Below are 17,889 nucleotides of genomic sequence, written 5' to 3'. Positions count from 1 at the left end.
CCATACTGATCAGTCGGTATGGGGCTTCTTGGGGCGCGTACGAGTCAACTGCGCCTCCTGGGGCTCCTGTTGCGCATCGGTCTCGTCGGCCCGGCCGGCCCCGTCGGCGTCCGGCTCCGGCTCGGACCCCTGCCCCGGCTCCGGCTCGGACCCCTGCCCCGGCTCCGGCCCCGGCTCCGGATCCTGGAGGACGGGGAACCTCCGCGGCGCGAGCAGCAGCAGGACGAGCAGGCACAGCACCGCCGCGCAGGCCGCCCCCACGTACACGGAGTCCACGGCCGCGTCGACCGCCCGGCGCAGCCGGTCCGCGTCGGCGACGGAGCCGGGGTCGTCGAGGGACTTCGCGACGGAGTCGAGCGAGCCCGCGCCGCCCAGGCGTGCGCTCAGGACGCCGTTGGCGATCGCCCCGAAGACGGCGGCGCCCACGGTCTGGCCGATCTGGCGGCAGAACAGCACGGAGGCGGTGGTCGTGCCGCGCTCCGCCCAGCCCACGGTCGACTGGACGCCGACGATCAGGGGCAGCTGGAAGAGCCCGAGCGCGGCGCCGAGCAGCAGCATCAGGAGCGCGGGCTGCCAGGCCGCGCCGGGGTAGGGGAGCAGCGGGAAGGCGAACAGGACGCAGGCGGCGGCGCTGATGCCGATCATCGCGGTGTTGCGGAAGCCGATGCGCCGGTAGACGTGCTGGCTCAGAGCGGCCGAGACCGGCCAGCTCAGGGTCATGATGGACAGGACGAAACCGGCGCCTATCGGGGCGAGTTGGAGCACCGACTGCGCGTACGTGGGCAAGAAGACCGTGGGTGCGACCATCAGCAGGCCGAGCGAGCCGAGCGCCAGGTTCACGGCGGCGATGGGGCGGCGCCGCCACACCCAGCCCGGAATGATCGGGTCCGCCGCGCGCCGCTCGATCACCACGACGGCGCCGACGCACGCGAGCCCCGCCGCGAACAGCGCGAGCGAGGGCGTCGACAGCCAGTCCCAGGCGACGCCGCCCTGGACGAGGGCGGTGAGCAGCACCCCGCCCGCGGCGAACACGGCGAGCGCGCCGGGCCAGTCGACGCGGTGCCGGGCGCCCCGGGGGCGTACCGGTTCGTGCAGGTGGCGGGCTATCAGCCAGAGGGCGAACGCGCCGACGGGCAGGTTGATCAGGAAGATCCAGCGCCAGTCGGCGTACGCGGTGAGCAGGCCGCCGACCGCCGGTCCCGCGACGGCGGAGACGGCCCACACGGTGGACAGCCTGGCCTGGATGCGGGGGCGTTCCTTGAGCGGGTACAGGTCGGCGGCGACGGTCTGCACGGTGCCCTGGAGGGCGCCGCCGCCGAGCCCTTGCAGGACGCGGAAGGCGATCAGTGAGCCCATGTTCCAGGCGAGCGCGCACAGCACCGAGCCGGCGAGGAAGAGGGCGCAGCCCGCGATCAGGACGGGCTTGCGGCCGAAGGTGTCGGACAGCTTCCCGTAGACGGGCAGGGTGACCGTCGCGGCGAGCAGATAGCCGGAGAACAGCCAGGAGAAGACGGAGAAGCCGCCGAGGGAGCCGACGATCTGCGGTACGGCCGTGGAGACGATGGTGGCGTCGAGCGCGGCGAGCGCCATGACGAGCATGAGCGCGGCGACGACGGCGCCGCGCCGGTCCGTGCGCTGTGTCTCCGCTGCCGCCGTCGCCTCCATGACCAAAGTCCTTTCCCCCTGCACCGGTTGCCCCGGTCACCTTCTCACCGATGGCGCGCTCCAGGGAGGGTGGAGGGCTTCTCCGCTGGTAGGACGGTTGCTCGGTAAACAAGAGGGTGGAGTAACCCTGAGATGCGCTCCACCGCCGGGTGGAGAACCCCTAGGGGGTCCTCCGTACTAGGGACAGGGGGACGTTGGTACCGGCGGAGGACGAGACGGCCGGGCTCCGTCCTTAGATTTGCTTTACGCCGCAGGGCACGGGGCGAAGCCGCCGGGCACGGGGCGAAGCCGCCGGGCACGGGCGCGGGGCGTGGGGCCGGTAACGGGGGTCCGGCTCCGCGGCCTGTAACGGGGTCCGGCCCGCGCCCTGCGACGAACCACAGCGCGGGGGGTGGGGTTTTCCCCAGGAAAAGACTGCGCTGCGCACCAGGGCGCCGGAGTACCCCGGCGATCCACACTGATCTGCGTGAGCGCGCCGACACGCGTTCACCTCGTCACCGACATAGGAGACTTACCGTGACAACGGCTGTATCCACTCCCAGGCACGGGGGAACTGGCGGGCGTACGGCCGTCGCGGCGCGGGCACGCCAGGTCGTCAAGGCGTACGGCTCCGGGGAGACCCGAGTCGTCGCGCTCGACCACATCGACGTGGACATCGCTCGCGGCCAGTTCACCGCGATCATGGGCCCCTCCGGGTCCGGCAAGTCCACGCTGATGCACTGCCTCGCCGGCCTCGACACGGTCAGCAGCGGTCAGATCTATCTCGACGAGACCGAGATCACCGGCCTGAAGGACAAGAAGCTCACCCAGCTGCGCCGCGACCGCGTCGGCTTCATCTTCCAGGCGTTCAACCTCCTCCCCACGCTGAACGCCCTGGAGAACATCACGCTGCCGATGGACATAGCGGGCCGCAAGCCCGACCAGGGCTGGCTCGACCAGGTCGTGCAGACCGTCGGCCTCGCGGGCCGCCTCAAGCACCGGCCCACCGAGCTGTCCGGCGGTCAGCAGCAGCGCGTCGCCGTGGCCCGTGCCCTGGCATCCCGGCCCGAGATCATCTTCGGTGACGAGCCGACCGGAAACCTCGACTCCCGCGCGGGCGCCGAAGTCCTCGGCTTCCTGCGCACGTCGGTGACGCAGCTCGGCCAGACCATCGTCATGGTCACCCACGACCCGGTCGCCGCCTCGTACGCGGACCGCGTGCTGTATCTGGCCGACGGCCGCATCGTCGACGAGATGTACAGCCCCACCGCCGAGCAGGTCCTGGACCGCATGAAGCACTTCGACGCCCGGGGGCGCACGTCATGACCGTCCTGAAGACCTCGATGCGCAACTTCCTCGCGCACAAGGGACGCATGGCGCTCTCCGCGGTCGCCGTGGTCCTCTCGGTGGCCTTCGTGTGCGGCACCCTCGTGTTCTCCGACACGATGTCCACCACCTTCGACAAGCTCTTCGCCGCCACGTCCTCCGACGTCACGCTCACCCCGAAGAACGCCCCGGACGCGGGCGACGAGGGCCCGCGCACCGGCAAGCCCGAGACCCTTCCCGCCGCCACGATCGCCCAGGTGAAGAAGGCCGACGGCGTGAAGTCCGCCGAGGGCGCGATCAGCAGCGACAGCGTCACCGTCGTCAACTCCAAGAACAAGGACATCGGCCCGTCCGGCGGCGCCCCCACCCTCGCGGGCAACTGGACGAAGAACGACCTGCGGTCGATGGAGATCACCTCGGGCCACGCCCCGCGCGGCCCCACCGAGGTGATGCTCGACGCCGACACCGCCGACAAGAAGAACCTCAAGATCGGTGACGAGCTGCGCACCATCGCCGCCACCGGCAGCTTCACCGCGAAGATCACCGGCATCGCCACCTTCAAGGTGACCAACCCCGGCGCCACCGTCGTCTACTTCGACACCGCCACCGCCCAGCGCGAACTCCTCGGCGCCACGGGCAGGTTCACGCACGTCAACGTCACCGCCGCGAGCGGCGTCAGCGACGAGCGGCTGAAGGCGAACGTGGCGAGCACGCTCGGCGCCGGAGCCGCCGATTACAAGATCAAGACGCAGAAGGAGAGCGCCGACGACAACCGCAAGTCCGTCAGCAGCTTCCTGGACGTCATGAAGTACGCGATGCTCGGCTTCGCCGGGATCGCCTTCCTCGTCGGCATCTTCCTGATCATCAACACCTTCTCGATGCTGGTCGCCCAGCGCACCCGTGAGATCGGCCTGATGCGGGCCATCGGCTCCAGCCGCAAGCAGGTCAACCGCTCGGTGCTCGTCGAGGCCCTGCTGCTCGGCGTCGTCGGCTCCGTCCTCGGCATCGGCGCGGGCATCGGCCTCGCGATCGGCCTGATGAAGCTGATGTCGGGCATCGGCATGGAGCTGTCCACGGAGGACCTCACCATCTCGGCGACGACCCCGGTGGTGGGCCTGCTCCTCGGCGTCATCGTCACCGTCCTCGCCGCGTACCTCCCGGCCCGCCGCGCGGGCAAGGTCTCCCCGATGGCCGCCCTGCGTGACGCGGGCACCCCGGCCGACGGCAAGTCCTCCGCGGTGCGCGCCGCCCTCGGCCTGGTCCTCACCGGCGCCGGAGTCTTCGGCCTCTACGCCGCCGCCGCGGCCGACGAGGCGAAGGAGGGCTCCCTCTTCCTCGGCCTCGGCGTGGTCCTCACCCTCATCGGCTTCGTCGTCATCGGCCCGGTCCTCGCGGCCTTCGTGGTCCGTGCGATCAGCGCGGTGCTGCTGCGGATGTTCGGCCCCGTCGGCCGCATGGCCGAGCGCAACGCCCTGCGCAACCCCCGCCGCACCGGCGCCACCGGCGCCGCCCTGATGATCGGCCTGGCCCTGGTGGCCTGCCTGTCGGTGGTCGGCACGTCGATGGTCGCCTCGGCCACGGACGAGCTGGACAAGTCGGTCGGCGCGGACTTCATCGTGCAGGGCAAGCAGCCCGTGAGCCACCAGGTGGAGAAGCGCCTGAAGGACACCCCGTACGTCGCCCACACCACGCGCTACAAGGAGCTCAAGGCCGACATCACCACCCCGGACGGCAAGACCGACAAGGGCGTCGGCCTCAGCGCGAACGACCGCACCTATGTGCAGGACCTGCGCCGCGAGACCACCGCGGGCGAGATGTCCGCCGCCTACGGGCCGAACGCGATGTCGGTGGGCGAGGCCTTCGCCAAGGACCACCACCTGAAGGTGGGCGACAAGCTCAAGGTCGCCTTCGACGACGGCCGGACCGGTCAGCTGAAGCTCGCCGCGATCACCGACGAGGAGGGCACCCTCGACCGGGGCGCGATGTATCTGAACATCACCACCGCCGAGCGGTACGTCGACGCCGACCGGATGCCGCTGAGCGACACCGTCTTCGCCAAGGCGGTCGACGGCAAGCAGGACGAGGCCTACGCGGCGCTCAAGAAGACCCTGGAGACGGACCCGCAGCTCAAGGTCCAGGACCAGACCGACTTCAAGCAGACCCTGAAGGACCAGGTCGGCCAGCTCCTGAACATCGTCTACGGCCTTCTCGGCCTCGCGATCATCGTGGCCATCCTGGGCGTGGTGAACACCCTGGCCCTCTCCGTGGTGGAGCGCACCCGTGAGATCGGCCTGATGCGGGCCATCGGCCTCTCGCGCCGCCAGCTGCGCCGCATGATCCGCATGGAGTCGGTGGTCATCGCCCTCTTCGGCGCCCTCCTCGGCCTCGGCCTGGGCATGGGCTGGGGCGCGACCGCGCAGCAGCTCCTCGCTCTGGAGGGCCTGAAGGTCCTGGAGATCCCCTGGCCGACGATCATCGCGGTCTTCGTGGGCTCCGCCTTCGTCGGCCTCTTCGCCGCCCTGATCCCGGCGTTCCGGGCGGGCCGGATGAATGTGCTGAACGCGATCGCGACGGAGTAGTCCTCCCGGACGGGGAAGCAGCGACCAGGGCCGGGCCCGGTGGGATTCCACCGGGCCCGGCCCTGGTCTCGGTCAGGCGGTGCGCCCGAGATGGAGCACCATCACCGTGACGGTGCTCTCCGTGATCTCGTACAGGACGCGATACCGGCCTACGTGCATGCGGCGCAGGTGGGGCGAACCGTACTCGGCTGTTCCGGCGGGCTGTGGATCTAAGGAGAGCAGGTCGGTCGCGGCGAACACTTGCTGTACCCCGTCAGGATCGTCCGCCATGAAGCGAGCCGCGACGTCCAGTGCCGGCTCTTCCCAGAGGACCTGGTAGCTCAAGGGCGGTCCAGGCCCAGTCGCGCGCGGGCCTCGTCCTGCGGGATCCCGACCACCGTGCCCGCGGCCTTGCGCGCACGGTAGCGTTCCACCGCGAGGTCGTCCTCGAGGTCCGCCAGTCGCTTCTCCATCTCGGCCAGCTCAGCCGGATTGATGAAGACGGCCGCAGCCTGGCCGTGATCGGTGATGGTGATGCGCTCACGCGCATGGGCGGTGCGGCGAACCAGGGAGCCGAACTTGGCCCGTGCCTCGGTGATGGGCAGCGTCTCGCTCATAGACAAAACAGTACGCTTCACGCGCCTTCTGTACAGTCCCTCGATCGGGTGAGCGGCGGCGCGGCGACGTACCCTGGGAGGCCCCCCGGCCCGTGAGACGTGTCGGGTGGTTCGCGTTGTCCACGCCCCCCGGACGGGATGCCCCTTCATGACCCTGCACGGACTGCTGGACGCCGTCGTCAAGGACGCGGCCCTCACCGAAGCGGTGAAGGCCGCCGCAGACGGCAACCGGCACCACATCGACCTCGTCGGTCCCCCGGCCGCCCGGCCCTTCGCCGTGGCCGCGCTCGCGCGTGAGACACGGCGGACCGTGCTCGCCGTGACGGCGACCGGCCGGGAGGCCGAGGACCTGGCCGCGGCGCTGCGCACGATCCTGCCGCCGGAGGGGGTGGCCGAGTACCCGTCGTGGGAGACGCTGCCGCACGAGCGGCTGAGCCCCCGCAGCGACACCGTGGGCCGCCGCCTGGCCGTCCTGCGCCGTCTGGCGCACCCGAGCACCGACGGCGCCGACCCGGAGACGGGCCCCGTGAGGGTGGTCGTGGCGCCCGTGCGCTCCGTGCTCCAGCCGCAGGTCAAGGGGCTGGGCGACCTGGAGCCCGTGGCGCTGCGCACGGGGCGGTCGGCCGACCTGAACGACGTGGTCGACGCGCTGGGCGCGGCCGCGTACTCCCGTGTCGAGCTGGTCGAGAAGCGCGGCGAGTTCGCCGTGCGCGGCGGCATCCTCGATGTCTTCCCGCCCACCGAGGAGCACCCGCTGCGGGTGGAGTTCTGGGGCGACGACGTCGAGGAGATCCGCTACTTCAAGGTCGCCGACCAGCGGTCCCTGGAGGTCGCCGAGCACGGCCTGTGGGCACCGCCGTGCCGGGAGCTGCTGCTCACCGAGGACGTACGGGCCAGGGCGCGGGAGCTCGCCGAGGCGCACCCCGAGCTGGGCGAGCTGCTCGGGAAGATCGCCGAGGGCATCGCGGTCGAGGGCATGGAGTCCCTCGCCCCGGTGCTCGTGGACGACATGGAGCTGCTGCTCGACGTGCTGCCCGAGGGCTCGATGGCCGTCGTGTGCGACCCGGAGCGGGTGCGCACCCGGGCCGCCGACCTGGTGGCGACGAGCCAGGAGTTCCTCCAGGCCAGCTGGGCGGCCACGGCCGGCGGCGGCGAGGCCCCGATCGACGTGGGCGCGGCCTCGCTGTGGGGCATCGCCGACGTCCGGGACCGGGCCCGGGAGCTGGGCATGATGTGGTGGTCGGTGAGCCCGTTCGCGGCCGACCTCGACGCGGACGACGACACCCTCACGCTCGGCATGCACGCCCCGGAGACCTACCGCGGCGACACGGCGAAGGCCCTCGCCGACACCAAGGGCTGGCTGGCCGACGGCTGGCGGACGGTGTACGTCACGGAGGGGCACGGCCCGGCCGCCCGCACCGTCGAGGTGCTCGGCGGCGAGGGCATCGCGGCCCGCCTGGACGCGGAGCTCGACGGGATCAGCCCGTCCGTGGTGCACGTGGCCTGCGGCTCCATCGACTACGGCTTCGTCGACCCGAAGCTCAGGCTCGCCGTCCTGACGGAGACCGACCTCACCGGCCAGAAGGCCGCGGGCAAGGACGGGCAGCGCATGCCCGCCCGCCGCCGCAAGACCATCGACCCGCTCACCCTCGAACCGGGCGACTACATCGTCCACGAGCAGCACGGCGTCGGCCGTTACATCGAGATGGTGCAGCGGACGGTCCAGGGCGCGACGCGCGAGTACCTGGTCGTCGAGTACGCGCCCGCCAAGCGCGGCCAGCCCGGCGACCGCCTCTACATCCCCACCGACCAGCTGGAGCAGATCACCAAGTACGTGGGCGGCGAGGCCCCCACGCTGCACCGGCTCGGCGGCGCCGACTGGACCAAGACCAAGGCCCGCGCGAAGAAGGCGGTCAAGGAGATCGCCGCGGACCTGATCAAGCTGTACTCGGCGCGGATGGCGGCTCCCGGCCACACCTTCGGCCCGGACACGCCCTGGCAGCGCGAGCTGGAGGACGCGTTCCCGTACGCGGAGACGCCCGACCAGCTCACGACGATCGCCGAGGTCAAGGAGGACATGGAGAAGTCGGTCCCGATGGACCGGCTCATCTGCGGCGACGTCGGCTACGGCAAGACGGAGATCGCGGTGCGCGCCGCGTTCAAGGCCGTCCAGGACGGCAAGCAGGTCGCGGTCCTCGTGCCCACGACGCTGCTCGTGCAGCAGCACTTCGGCACGTTCACCGAGCGGTACGGCCAGTTCCCCGTCAACGTGCGGGCGCTCAGCCGCTTCCAGACCGACACCGAGTCGAAGGCGACCCTGGAGGGCCTCAAGGACGGCTCCGTCGACATCGTCATCGGCACCCACCGCCTGTTCTCCTCCGAGACGAAGTTCAAGGACCTGGGCCTGGTCATCGTCGACGAGGAGCAGCGCTTCGGCGTCGAGCACAAGGAGCAGCTGAAGAAGCTGCGCGCCAACGTCGACGTCCTGACGATGTCGGCCACCCCCATTCCCCGTACGCTCGAAATGGCCGTCACCGGCATCCGCGAGATGTCGACGATCACGACGCCGCCGGAGGAGCGCCACCCGGTGCTGACCTTCGTGGGGCCGTACGAGGAGAAGCAGATCGGCGCGGCCATCCGGCGCGAACTCCTCCGCGAGGGCCAGGTCTTCTACATCCACAACCGGGTGGAGTCCATCGACCGGGCCGCCGCCCGCCTCCGTGAGATCGTGCCGGAGGCGCGGATCGCCACCGCCCACGGCCAGATGTCCGAGCAGGCCCTGGAGCAGGTCGTGGTGGACTTCTGGGAGAAGAAGTTCGACGTACTCGTGTCGACGACGATCGTCGAGTCCGGCATCGACATCTCCAACGCCAACACCCTGATCGTGGAGCGCGGCGACAACTTCGGCCTGTCCCAGCTGCACCAGCTGCGCGGCCGGGTCGGCCGCGGCCGCGAGCGCGGCTACGCGTACTTCCTGTACCCGCCGGAGAAGCCGCTCACGGAGACCGCGCACGAACGGCTCGCGACGATCGCCCAGCACACGGAGATGGGCGCGGGCATGTACGTGGCGATGAAGGACCTGGAGATCCGCGGCGCGGGCAATCTGCTCGGCGGCGAGCAGTCCGGGCACATCGCGGGCGTCGGCTTCGACCTGTACGTGCGCATGGTGGGCGAGGCCGTCGCCGACTACCGCAAGTCCCTGGAGGGCGGCGAGGCCGAGGAGGAGCCGCCTCTGGAGGTGAAGATCGAGCTGCCGGTCGACGCCCACGTCCCGCACGACTACGCGCCCGGCGAGCGGCTCCGCCTCCAGGCCTACCGCGCGATCGCCTCCGCCAATTCGGAGGACGACGTCAAGGCGGTCCGCGAGGAGCTCACCGACCGCTACGGCAAGCTGCCGGAGCCGGTCGAGAACCTGCTCCTCGTGGCGGGCCTGCGCATGCTGGCGCGGGCCTGCGGCGTCGGCGAGATCGTGCTCCAGGGCACGAACATCCGCTTCGCGCCGGTGGAGCTGCGGGAGTCCCAGGAGCTGCGCCTGAAGCGGCTCTACCCCGGCTCGGTCATCAAGGCGGCCACGCACCAGGTCCTCGTGCCGCGGCCGAAGACCGCGAAGGTCGGCGGCAAGCCGCTGGTCGGGCGGGAACTGCTCGGCTGGGTGGGGGAGTTCCTGGCCTCGGTCCTCGGGTCGTAGCGGGGCGGCGTGCGCGCCCCGGGCGGGCTCAGGGCGTGCACGCCGCCGCGACGGACAGGCTGTTCTCGTACAGGTGGTGCCGGGTGATCCGGCCGTTCTCGACGGTCAGGCGCAGCGCGAAGGGGCCCTCGAAGGACTTCCCGGTGGCGCGCACGGTGCCCGACAGATGGCCCATGACGATGGCGTCCTGCCCGGTCACCAGGTAGGTGTCCACGCTCACCCGCGCGTCCTGGGCGACGGTGTGGCGCGCCAACTCCTCACCCTGTGCGGCGCATTCGGCGCCGGTGGAGCGCGGGCGTATCCACGGGACGACGGGGTTGTCGGCGAGCAGCCAGTCGACGTCGTCGGCGAAGATCTCGGTGAGGCGCGCGGTGTCGTTCGCGACGCGCGCGGCGAAGAAGGCGTCGACGGTGGCGCGGGTGGCGTCCTCGACCGTGCCGGTGGTGCGGGCGGCTTCCGTGGCCATGATGCTCCCTCGGTGACGTGACCGGGCTTCCGTGCGGGGCCCGTTGACGTTCCTGAGGATGTCAGGGGCGTGCGACGCCGGTCGATTACCTCTGAGGTAGCCGACTTCCGGCCCTGCTCGGGCCGGCCCTTGACGTACGGCTGACGTTACGTCGGTTACGCGTGTCTTGCCTGGTGGGGCCGGGTATGGTCTGGACCGCCCGGCCGCTACGGTGGGGGCCGGTCCATGGGGAGGGAATTCCGTGAGGTTCGGGGTCACGGGGCGGCGCGCGGCCGCCCACGCCGTCGTACTGGCTGTCGCGCTCGGCGGCCTGACCGCCTGCGACGTCGACGGCAAGGACGGGGCGGAGAAGGGCGGTGCGCCCGGCGGGCGCGCGGGGACGGCGCTCGCCGCCGTGGACTCGCTGACCGTCAAGGGCCGTGCCCCCAAGACCGGTTACGAGCGCGCGCGCTTCGGCAGCGCCTGGGCCGACACCGACTCCAACGGCTGCGGCACCCGCGACGACATACTCAAGCGGGACCTGAAGGACGTGAGGTTCCGGGGCGGCGGCTGCGTGGTCACCGCGGGGAAGCTCGCGCCCGACCCGTACACCGGCAAGGACGTGACGTTCACGCGCGGCCGCAGCCGCGTCGACATCGACCACGTCGTGGCGCTCTCCGACGCCTGGCAGAAGGGCGCGCAGCGCTGGGACGCGAGCAAGCGCATCGCCCTCGCCAACGACCCCCTGAACCTCCTGGCCGTCGACGCGGGCCCCAACCGCGGCAAGGGCGACGGCGACACCGCGACGTGGCTGCCGCCCGACAAGGGCTACCGGTGCACGTACGTGGCGCGGCAGGTGGCCGTGAAGAAGAAGTACGAGCTGTCGGTGACGGGGGCCGAGCGGGACGCGATGCGGCGGGTCCTGTCGGGCTGCCCCGAGGAGAGGCTGCCCGGCGGCGGCAACCCGACGCAGGCGCCGGGGCGGTTCCGGGCCCGATAGGCGGCTCCCGGCCCGTTAATCGGTTTTCCGGCGCGGGGCGGGTCGTTAGCGTGGTGTTCCGTGGACCTCGCCATCAGCACCCTCGCCGAGCGGCCCGAACTGGCCGGGCCGATGTGGGCCATGGACGACTCCTGGGCCGAGTTCGTGGGCCACGACCTGGTCGCCCGGTCGCACATGAGCCGCATCCCCGACGCGTTCCCGGAGTACGTCCTGCTGGCCACGGACGGTCAGGAGCGGGTGGTGGCGCGGGCGTTCAGCGTGCCGTTCGCGCTGCGGTCCGACGAGCGCGGCGGGGCGCGCGGCGAGCTGCCCGACGGCGGCTGGGACCAGGTCCTGGTCTGGGCGTTCGCCGACCTGCGGTACGGCGACGAGCCGGACACGGTCAGCGCCATCGAGGTCGCCATCGACCCCGCGCACCAGGGGCGGGGCCTCTCCGGCCGGATGCTGGCCGCGATGCGGGACAACGCCCGCGCCCGCGGCTTCGCGGAGGTCGTCGCCCCGGTGCGGCCCAACGCCAAGCACCTGGAGCCGACGACGGCGATCGAGGAGTACGCGCACCGCACCCGCGCCGACGGCCTGCCCCACGACCCGTGGCTGCGCGTCCACGTCCGCGTCGGCGGTGTCATCGCGAAGGTGGCGCCCACCTCGATGACGGTGTCGGGCTCGCTCGCCCAGTGGCGGGAGTGGACGGGCCTTCCCTTCGACGCCGCCGAGGACTGCCTCGTCGAGGTGGAGGGCGCGCTGGTCCCGGTGCACTGCGTGCCGGAGCGCGGGTACGCGGTCTACGCCGAGCCGAACGTGTGGGTGCGGCACGCCCTGTGACGGGCGCGCCGCCCGCGCCCCGCGGCCGCGGCCCTGCGGGTGTCAGCCGTCCAGCTTGTCGAGGTCGAGCACGTCGCCCTTGGGCGGGGTCGCCTTCACGGGCTTGTCGAAGTCGGTGAAGGTGAGCGTGTCCTTCTTCTTGCCCTTGCCGGGGTCGTTGACCGCCTTCAGGAGGTACGGCTTGCCCTCGGTGGCCACGTAGAGCGTCGCCCGCTCCTTGCCGTCGCTCTCGTGGAGCGCGATCGCCGGGGTGCCGTCGACGGTGGTGGCCTTGCCCTTGCGCGCCGCCGACTCGGTGTCCTTGAAGTCGGCGAGGACCGTCTTCAGGTCGCAGAACTCGGCGAAGTCCTGCTCGTCGGACTCCGTGGAGCCGGTCTTCACCCAGCGGTCCGCCATCATGTCGACCGACGCCTGGACGTCGGCGTCCTTCTCGCCCTTCATCTCGGAGCGCAGGAACGCGGCGTCGTACCGCATGTACACCGTCTTGCCCTTGCCGATCAGGTCGACCGAGCCCTCGCCGCCGGTGCCGATGGTGCCGACGCAGCTTCCCTTGGTGTCGAGCGCGAGGTCGATGAAGCCCGGGCCGCCGCCGTCCGCCATGGACCCCTTCATGCGGAGCGAGGATGCGCCGCTCGTGGCCTTCACGGCCTTGTCGATGATCTGGGGCCCCGACAGGTCCGCGAACGGGGCCTTCTTTTTCGCGGCCGCCGCCGGCTTCTTGGCGTCGTCGGACTTGTCGCCCCCGCAGCCCGTCAGCGTGACGGTCGCGGCGGTGGCGAGGCAGAGCGCGGCGAAGGTGGTGCGGCGCGAGATCGCGTGCATGGAAAGCCCCCCAGGGAGTTCGTGTTCAGCTCGGCCATCAGACCAGATGCTTGTGAACCGAGTCAACACCGTTCACAATCATCGAGAGGTTAACGGCCGTGAAAGGGGTTTGCCCGACTCGCGTGGGTAGGCTCGGCGTCACAGGCGGTGCGCGAGGACCAACGCGTGCCGCACGCGGGATCGAGCGACGAGGGGCGGGCCAGTGGGGACCAGCGGGCCGACGCGGCCGGGCGGGAGCACGGGGGATGCGGCGACGGGGGACGGGGCGACGGGGCACGTGACGTACGACGCGGGTGGGGCAGGTGGGGCAGACAGGACAGGCAGGGCCCGCGGGTCGAGCAGGGCAGGCAGGGCCGACGGGTCGGGCAGGGCAGGCGAGGCAGGTGGGACAGACAGGACAGGCAGGGCCGACGGGTCGGGCGGGGCAGGTGGGGCGAGCGGGGCAGGCGCCACCGAGGTGACCGCCGCCGGGATCGCCCGCCTCGCCGGAGTCGGCCGCGCCGCCGTCAGCAACTGGCGCCGCCGCCACGCCGACTTCCCCCAGCCCGTCGGCGGCACCGACACCAGCCCCTCCTTCGCGCTCGCCGAGGTCGAGCGGTGGCTGCGCGGCCAGGGCAAGCTCTCCGAAGTGCCGCTGCGCGAACGGGTCTGGCAGCAGCTCGCCGGACACCCCGCTGGCCCCGTCACCGCCCTGCTGCACGCGGGCTGCGGCCTGCTGCTCGTGCACGACCGGCACACCGACTGGCTGCGCCTGAGCGCCGTGTCCGACGCGCACCTGGCGCGCCTGCTCCCGGACGCCCTCGACGCCGTGCTCACGCCGAGGTTCGGCAAGCCCCGGCGGACCCGCGCCGTGCGGGTCCCCGCGACGCCCGAACTCCTGCCGTCCGTCCCGCTGCTCCGCTCCGCCGCCGAACTCGCCGCCGAACTCGGCGCGCACAAGGCGTACGAGTTCCTGCTCGGCCGCCACCTCGACGCCAACCCCCGCCAGTACACGCTCACCCCCCAGGGCCCCGCCGACCTCATGGCCGCGCTCGCCGGGCCGGCCCGCAGCGTGCTCGATCCGGCCTGCGGCACCGGCGCCCTGCTGCGCGCCGCCGCGGGCGCCCCCGGCCAGCGCCTCTACGGCCAGGACAGCGCCCCCGACCTCGCCGCGCTCACCGCGCTGCGCCTGGCCCTCGGCTCCGACGCCCCGGCCACCGTGCGCACCGCCGCCGCCGACACCCTGCGCGCCGACGCCCACCCGGACGTGACCGCCGACGCCGTCCTGTGCCACCCGCCGTTCAACGACCGCAACTGGGGCCACGACGAGCTGTCCTACGACGCCCGCTGGGAGTACGGCCTGCCCGCGCGCACCGAGTCCGAACTCGCCTGGGTGCAGCACGCCCTCGCCCGCCTCCGCGACGGCGGCACCGCCGTCCTGCTGATGCCGCCCGCCGCCGCGTCCCGCCGCTCGGGGCGCCGCATCCGCGCCGACCTCCTGCGCCGCGGCGCCCTGCGTGCCGTGATCGCGCTGCCGCCGGGCGCGGCACCCCCGTACAACCTGCCGCTGCACGTCTGGGTCCTGCGCAGGCCGGGCCCCGGCGCGCCCGCCGCCTCCGACGTCCTCCTGGTCGAGGCCGCCGAGGCCACCGCCGCCGACGGCAGGCACCCCGACTCCCGCCACACCGACGGGCGCGACCCGCGCGCCTGGCCGCCGGTGCAGGACGCGGTGCTCGACGCCCACCGCCGCTTCGAGCGGCACGGCACCCTCGACGAGATCCCCGGCTTCGCCCTGTCGGTGCCGGTGCTCGAACTCCTCGACGACGAGGTCGACCTGGCGCCCGCGCGCCGCCTGCCGCCCCGGGCCGCGGGCGGCGGCGCGCAGGAGCTGGGCGAGGTCCGCGACCGGCTCGGCGAGACCCTGCGCCTGACCGCCGAGCTCACCCCGCCGCGGGCCGCGCCCGGCGCCCCCGACACCTCCCGCTGGCCGCTGACCACCGTCGGCGAACTCGCCCGCGCGGGCGCCCTGGTGATCCGCACCGGCGGCGCCACCGCCGCGGCCGGGGTGCCCGTCCTCACCGACCACGACGTGCTCACCGGAGCGCCCCCGGCCGCCCCGGCCGCGGCCCACGACGACGCCCTGACCGCCCAGGGGGAGCCGCCCGTGCTCACCGAGCCGGGAGACGTCGTCGTGCCCGTCTCCGGCGGCGCCGCCGCCCGTGTCGTCGACGAGGCCACCGCGGGCGCCGCCCTGGGCCGCGGCCTCGTGCTGCTCCGCCCCGACCCGGCGGCGCTCGACCCCTGGTTCCTCGCCGGTTTCCTGCGCGGCACCGCCAACAACCGCCAGGCCAGCAGCTACGCCTCCACCTCCGCCCGGCTCGACGTGCGCCGCCTCCAGCTGCCCCGCCTCCCGCCGGAGCGCCAGCGCGGCTACGGCGAGCGGTTCCGCGCGCTCGCCGCGTTCGAGGACGCGCTGCGGCTCGCGGGCCGCCTGGGTGAGCAACTGGTGCGCGGCATGTACGACGGGCTCACCGACGGCACGGTCGCGGCGGACGGGCCCGACCCGGCTCCGCGGCAGGCCTCACGGGCACCACGCGCCCCGGAGACACCGGAGTGACACGTACCGCGTGACCAGTACGACAACGGTTCGGTACAACCCGATTCGGGTCCCCGGAGTCGGCCTATACGCTCGAATCCTCAACTGTCCGTCTCGTCAGGTATCCAGGAGCAGCCATGCACGGCCACGGCTATGTGCCGCCGCCCCCGTCGGCTCCGTCGGCTCCGTCGGCTCCGTCGACGGGGGCGCCCGTGACGATGCGCGTGCTGTTCGTGGTGCTCGCCGCCCTGACGTGCGGCCTGCTCGCGTGGGCCGCGATGCTGCGGCTCGCCCTCGTGACGCGCGCGGTGCGCGACTGGGTGCTCTTCGTGGCCGTCGTCGGCCTCGACGTGCTCGCCGTCGTGCTCATCGGCGTCGACAAGGGCGACGAGGAGTTCACCGGGCCGGGCAACACGGGCATGACGATCCTCGTCGCCACCCTGGTGCCGGTGATCGCCTACTACCTGACCATGGACATCCGCCACCACGCGCGGCTCGCCCGCGCCCGGGCCCCGTACCAGCAGACGCAGTTCCCGGCCTACCCGCCGCCGCAGCACCAGCCGTCGTACGGCTACCCGACGCAGAGCACGCCCGCCCCCGCGCCGGGCCCGGCGCCCGCCCGCATCGACCAGGTCAGGGCCGAGCTGGACGAGCTGAGCGACTACCTGCGCAAGCAGGAAGGCGGCAGCTGACCGTGGCACCCGGGACCGACCGGCGCGTCGTCGCCGGGCGCTACGAGCTGGCCACCCTCATCGGCCAGGGCGGCATGGGCCAGGTCTGGACGGCGTACGACCAGCGCCTGGACCGCCGCGTCGCCGTCAAGCTCCTGCGCCCGGACAAGGTCGCGGGCGCCGAGGCCGACGAGCTGCGCCGCCGCTTCATCCGCGAGTGCCGCGTCACCGCGCAGGTCGACCACCCCGGCCTGGTCACCGTGCACGACGCGGGCAGCGACGACGACGACCTCTACCTGGTCATGCAGTACGTCGACGGCGCCGACCTCGGCGACCACCTCGCCGAGCACGCCCCCTACCCCTGGCAGTGGGCGGTCGCCGTCGCCGCCCAGCTGTGCGCCGTGCTCTCCGCGGTGCACGCCGTGCCGATCGTGCACCGCGACCTCAAGCCGCGGAACGTGATGGTCCGCCAGGACGGCACGCTCACCATCCTCGACCTCGGCATCGCCTCGGTCATGGACACCGACACCACCCGGCTCACCCACACCGGCTCCCCGATCGGCAGCCCCTCGTACATGGCGCCGGAGCAGGCCATGGGCGGGGCCGTCGGCCCGTACACCGATCTGTACGCGCTCGGCGTGCTGCTCCACGAACTCCTCAGCGGCGACGTGCCCTTCGCCGGATCGACCGCCCTCGGCGTGCTGCACCGGCACCTGTACGAGCCGCCGCTGCCCGTGCGCCGGCTGCGCCCCGAGGTGCCCGAGTCCATCGAGTCCCTGGTCCTGCGGCTGCTCGCCAAGGACCCCCAGCACCGGCCCGCCAGCGCCCAGGACGTCTACGAGGCGCTGGTGCCGCTGCTGCCCGCGCGCTCCGCGCCGTCCGGGCGCCCGCTCGACCCGACCCGCCCGTTCCTGCGCCCGCACGCGCCCTGGCCGGACCGCGCGGCGACCCCCGCCGCGACCCCGCAGGCCCAGCCGCCCCGGCCCGGCCACGGCCAGGACGTGGCCCGCGCCGTCGACGAGGTCAAGCGGCTGCTCGGCGAGGGCCGCATCACCCAGGCCGTGGACGTCCTCGGCTCGATCCTGCCGGCCGCCGCGGCCCAGCACGGCGAGCACTCACCGGTGGTCCGCACCCTGCGCAAGCAGTACGCGGCCACGCTGATGGACGACGGCCAGTACCGCCGCGCCCTGCCGGAGCTGCGCCGCCTCGCCGACCAGCGGGCCGCCGAGTCGGGCCACGCCGACCCGCAGTCCCTCCAGTTCCGCTACGAGGCGGCCCAGTGCCTGGAGCAGCTCGGCGAACCGGCCGCGGCCCTGGCCGAGTACCGCGCGCTGCTCCCCTATTACGAGAACCAGTACGCGACGGACGACATCCGCCAGTCCCTGGAGATCCGCCGCCGCATCGGCCAGCTGCTGCTCGCCCTCGGCGACCGCTCGGCGGCCCACGACACGCTGGCGCGGCTCGTCCTGGACGCGGAGCGCGTCCACGGGATCGGGCACCCCTTCCCCGCGGAGATCCGCAGAACCCTCCAGTGGCTGGGGCAAGTGCGCGGATAGGGCGGTTTACGGGCGCCGGGGGTGCCCCAACTCCCGGTGAGTCGTTGGTGGTGGCGCATCCCCCTGAACGAACGGGACGAACTGAACGAAGTTCTGGGGGAAGGGTGGCCGAGACGACCACCGCTGCCTACCATCGATCACCGCAAGACTTTGTGCAGCGAAGCA

The 17,889-nt window shown here is 72.7% G+C and carries 13 protein-coding genes; 8 read left to right on the top strand and 5 right to left on the bottom strand.

What is annotated here, in order from left to right; all coding sequences use genetic code 11:
- Positions 1–9: 9 nt before the first annotated feature.
- On the bottom strand, positions 10–1,665 hold the full coding sequence (locus CP982_RS18350) for an MFS transporter (RefSeq protein ID WP_229879263.1): 1,656 nt from the start codon (positions 1,663–1,665) through the stop codon (positions 10–12).
- Positions 1,666–2,181: 516 nt separating this feature from the next.
- Here CP982_RS18350 and CP982_RS18345 point away from each other — a divergent pair.
- Together CP982_RS18345 and CP982_RS18340 are read left to right on the top strand one after the other, a co-directional pair.
- Positions 2,182–2,970 carry an ABC transporter ATP-binding protein gene (locus tag CP982_RS18345; protein ID WP_150511530.1) on the top strand — a complete coding sequence of 263 codons (789 nt, stop codon included), beginning with the start codon at positions 2,182–2,184 and terminating at the stop codon, positions 2,968–2,970.
- Positions 2,967–5,549: an ABC transporter permease gene (locus tag CP982_RS18340; protein WP_150511529.1), complete on the top strand. Its 2,583-nt coding sequence runs from the start codon at positions 2,967–2,969 to the stop codon at positions 5,547–5,549. The genes CP982_RS18345 and CP982_RS18340 overlap by 4 nt, the downstream gene beginning before the upstream one ends.
- 72 nt (positions 5,550–5,621) lie before the next feature.
- Here the strand turns inward: CP982_RS18340 and CP982_RS18335 are convergent, their stop codons facing one another.
- Together CP982_RS18335 and CP982_RS18330 are read right to left on the bottom strand one after the other, a co-directional pair.
- Complete coding sequence (locus CP982_RS18335) at positions 5,622–5,873, bottom strand: type II toxin-antitoxin system RelE family toxin (protein ID WP_150511528.1); 252 nt, start codon at positions 5,871–5,873, stop codon at positions 5,622–5,624.
- The gene (locus tag CP982_RS18330) at positions 5,870–6,145 is read right to left on the bottom strand and encodes a type II toxin-antitoxin system Phd/YefM family antitoxin (protein WP_150511527.1); all 276 of its coding nucleotides are present in this window, start codon (positions 6,143–6,145) and stop codon (positions 5,870–5,872) included. Before CP982_RS18330 ends, CP982_RS18335 begins: the two co-directional genes overlap by 4 nt.
- A 148-nt stretch (positions 6,146–6,293) precedes the next feature.
- Between CP982_RS18330 and mfd the strand changes: the two genes are divergently transcribed.
- Entirely contained in the window at positions 6,294–9,833 is a 3,540-nt protein-coding gene (mfd, locus tag CP982_RS18325) for a transcription-repair coupling factor (RefSeq protein WP_150511526.1), read from the top strand.
- A gap of 28 nt (positions 9,834–9,861) precedes the next feature.
- On the opposite strand, the gene CP982_RS18320 is transcribed toward mfd, so the two are convergent.
- On the bottom strand, positions 9,862–10,299 hold the full coding sequence (locus CP982_RS18320; RefSeq protein WP_150511525.1) for a nuclear transport factor 2 family protein: 438 nt from the start codon (positions 10,297–10,299) through the stop codon (positions 9,862–9,864).
- 241 nt (positions 10,300–10,540) lie between these two features.
- On the opposite strand from CP982_RS18320, the gene CP982_RS18315 reads away from it, so the two are divergent.
- Both CP982_RS18315 and CP982_RS18310 read left to right on the top strand, forming a co-directional pair.
- Positions 10,541–11,278: an HNH endonuclease family protein gene (locus CP982_RS18315; RefSeq protein ID WP_150511524.1), complete on the top strand. Its 738-nt coding sequence runs from the start codon at positions 10,541–10,543 to the stop codon at positions 11,276–11,278.
- 60 nt (positions 11,279–11,338) lie between these two features.
- Positions 11,339–12,100 (top strand): GNAT family N-acetyltransferase, encoded by a 762-nt coding sequence (locus tag CP982_RS18310; protein WP_184925704.1) that lies wholly within the window; start codon positions 11,339–11,341, stop codon positions 12,098–12,100.
- A gap of 42 nt (positions 12,101–12,142) precedes the next feature.
- Here CP982_RS18310 and CP982_RS18305 read toward each other — a convergent pair whose 3' ends face one another.
- Positions 12,143–12,922: a hypothetical protein gene (locus CP982_RS18305; protein ID WP_150511523.1), complete on the bottom strand. Its 780-nt coding sequence runs from the start codon at positions 12,920–12,922 to the stop codon at positions 12,143–12,145.
- Positions 12,923–13,379: 457 nt separating this feature from the next.
- Here CP982_RS18305 and CP982_RS18300 point away from each other — a divergent pair, with 457 nt between their 5' ends.
- The 3 genes from CP982_RS18300 to CP982_RS18290 all read left to right on the top strand — a co-directional run bounded on the left by CP982_RS18300 (position 13,380) and on the right by CP982_RS18290 (position 17,724).
- Positions 13,380–15,518, top strand: coding sequence for an N-6 DNA methylase (locus CP982_RS18300; RefSeq protein ID WP_150511522.1), 2,139 nt, complete (start codon positions 13,380–13,382; stop codon positions 15,516–15,518).
- A gap of 116 nt (positions 15,519–15,634) precedes the next feature.
- Complete coding sequence (locus CP982_RS18295; RefSeq protein ID WP_150511521.1) at positions 15,635–16,189, top strand: hypothetical protein; 555 nt, start codon at positions 15,635–15,637, stop codon at positions 16,187–16,189.
- Positions 16,186–17,724, top strand: coding sequence for a serine/threonine-protein kinase (locus tag CP982_RS18290; protein WP_150515558.1), 1,539 nt, complete (start codon positions 16,186–16,188; stop codon positions 17,722–17,724). The genes CP982_RS18295 and CP982_RS18290 overlap by 4 nt, the downstream gene beginning before the upstream one ends.
- Positions 17,725–17,889: the final 165 nt, after the last annotated feature.

Source organism: Streptomyces spectabilis (assembly GCF_008704795.1).
GTDB classification, from domain to species: domain Bacteria; phylum Actinomycetota; class Actinomycetes; order Streptomycetales; family Streptomycetaceae; genus Streptomyces; species Streptomyces spectabilis.
This window is presented reverse-complemented; position numbering and strand designations above follow the sequence as displayed.

Excerpts from the sequence above, each read along its gene's own strand:
- CP982_RS18320 (WP_150511525.1), bottom strand. The coding sequence starts at position 10,299 with ATGGCCACGGAAGCCGCCCGCACCACCGGCACGGTCGAGGACGCCACC.
- mfd (WP_150511526.1), top strand. The coding sequence starts at position 6,294 with ATGACCCTGCACGGACTGCTGGACGCCGTCGTCAAGGACGCGGCCCTC.
- CP982_RS18350 (WP_229879263.1), bottom strand. The coding sequence starts at position 1,665 with ATGGAGGCGACGGCGGCAGCGGAGACACAGCGCACGGACCGGCGCGGC.
- CP982_RS18330 (WP_150511527.1), bottom strand. The coding sequence starts at position 6,145 with ATGAGCGAGACGCTGCCCATCACCGAGGCACGGGCCAAGTTCGGCTCC.
- CP982_RS18340 (WP_150511529.1), top strand. The coding sequence starts at position 2,967 with ATGACCGTCCTGAAGACCTCGATGCGCAACTTCCTCGCGCACAAGGGA.
- CP982_RS18295 (WP_150511521.1), top strand. The coding sequence starts at position 15,635 with ATGCACGGCCACGGCTATGTGCCGCCGCCCCCGTCGGCTCCGTCGGCT.
- CP982_RS18305 (WP_150511523.1), bottom strand. The coding sequence starts at position 12,922 with ATGCACGCGATCTCGCGCCGCACCACCTTCGCCGCGCTCTGCCTCGCC.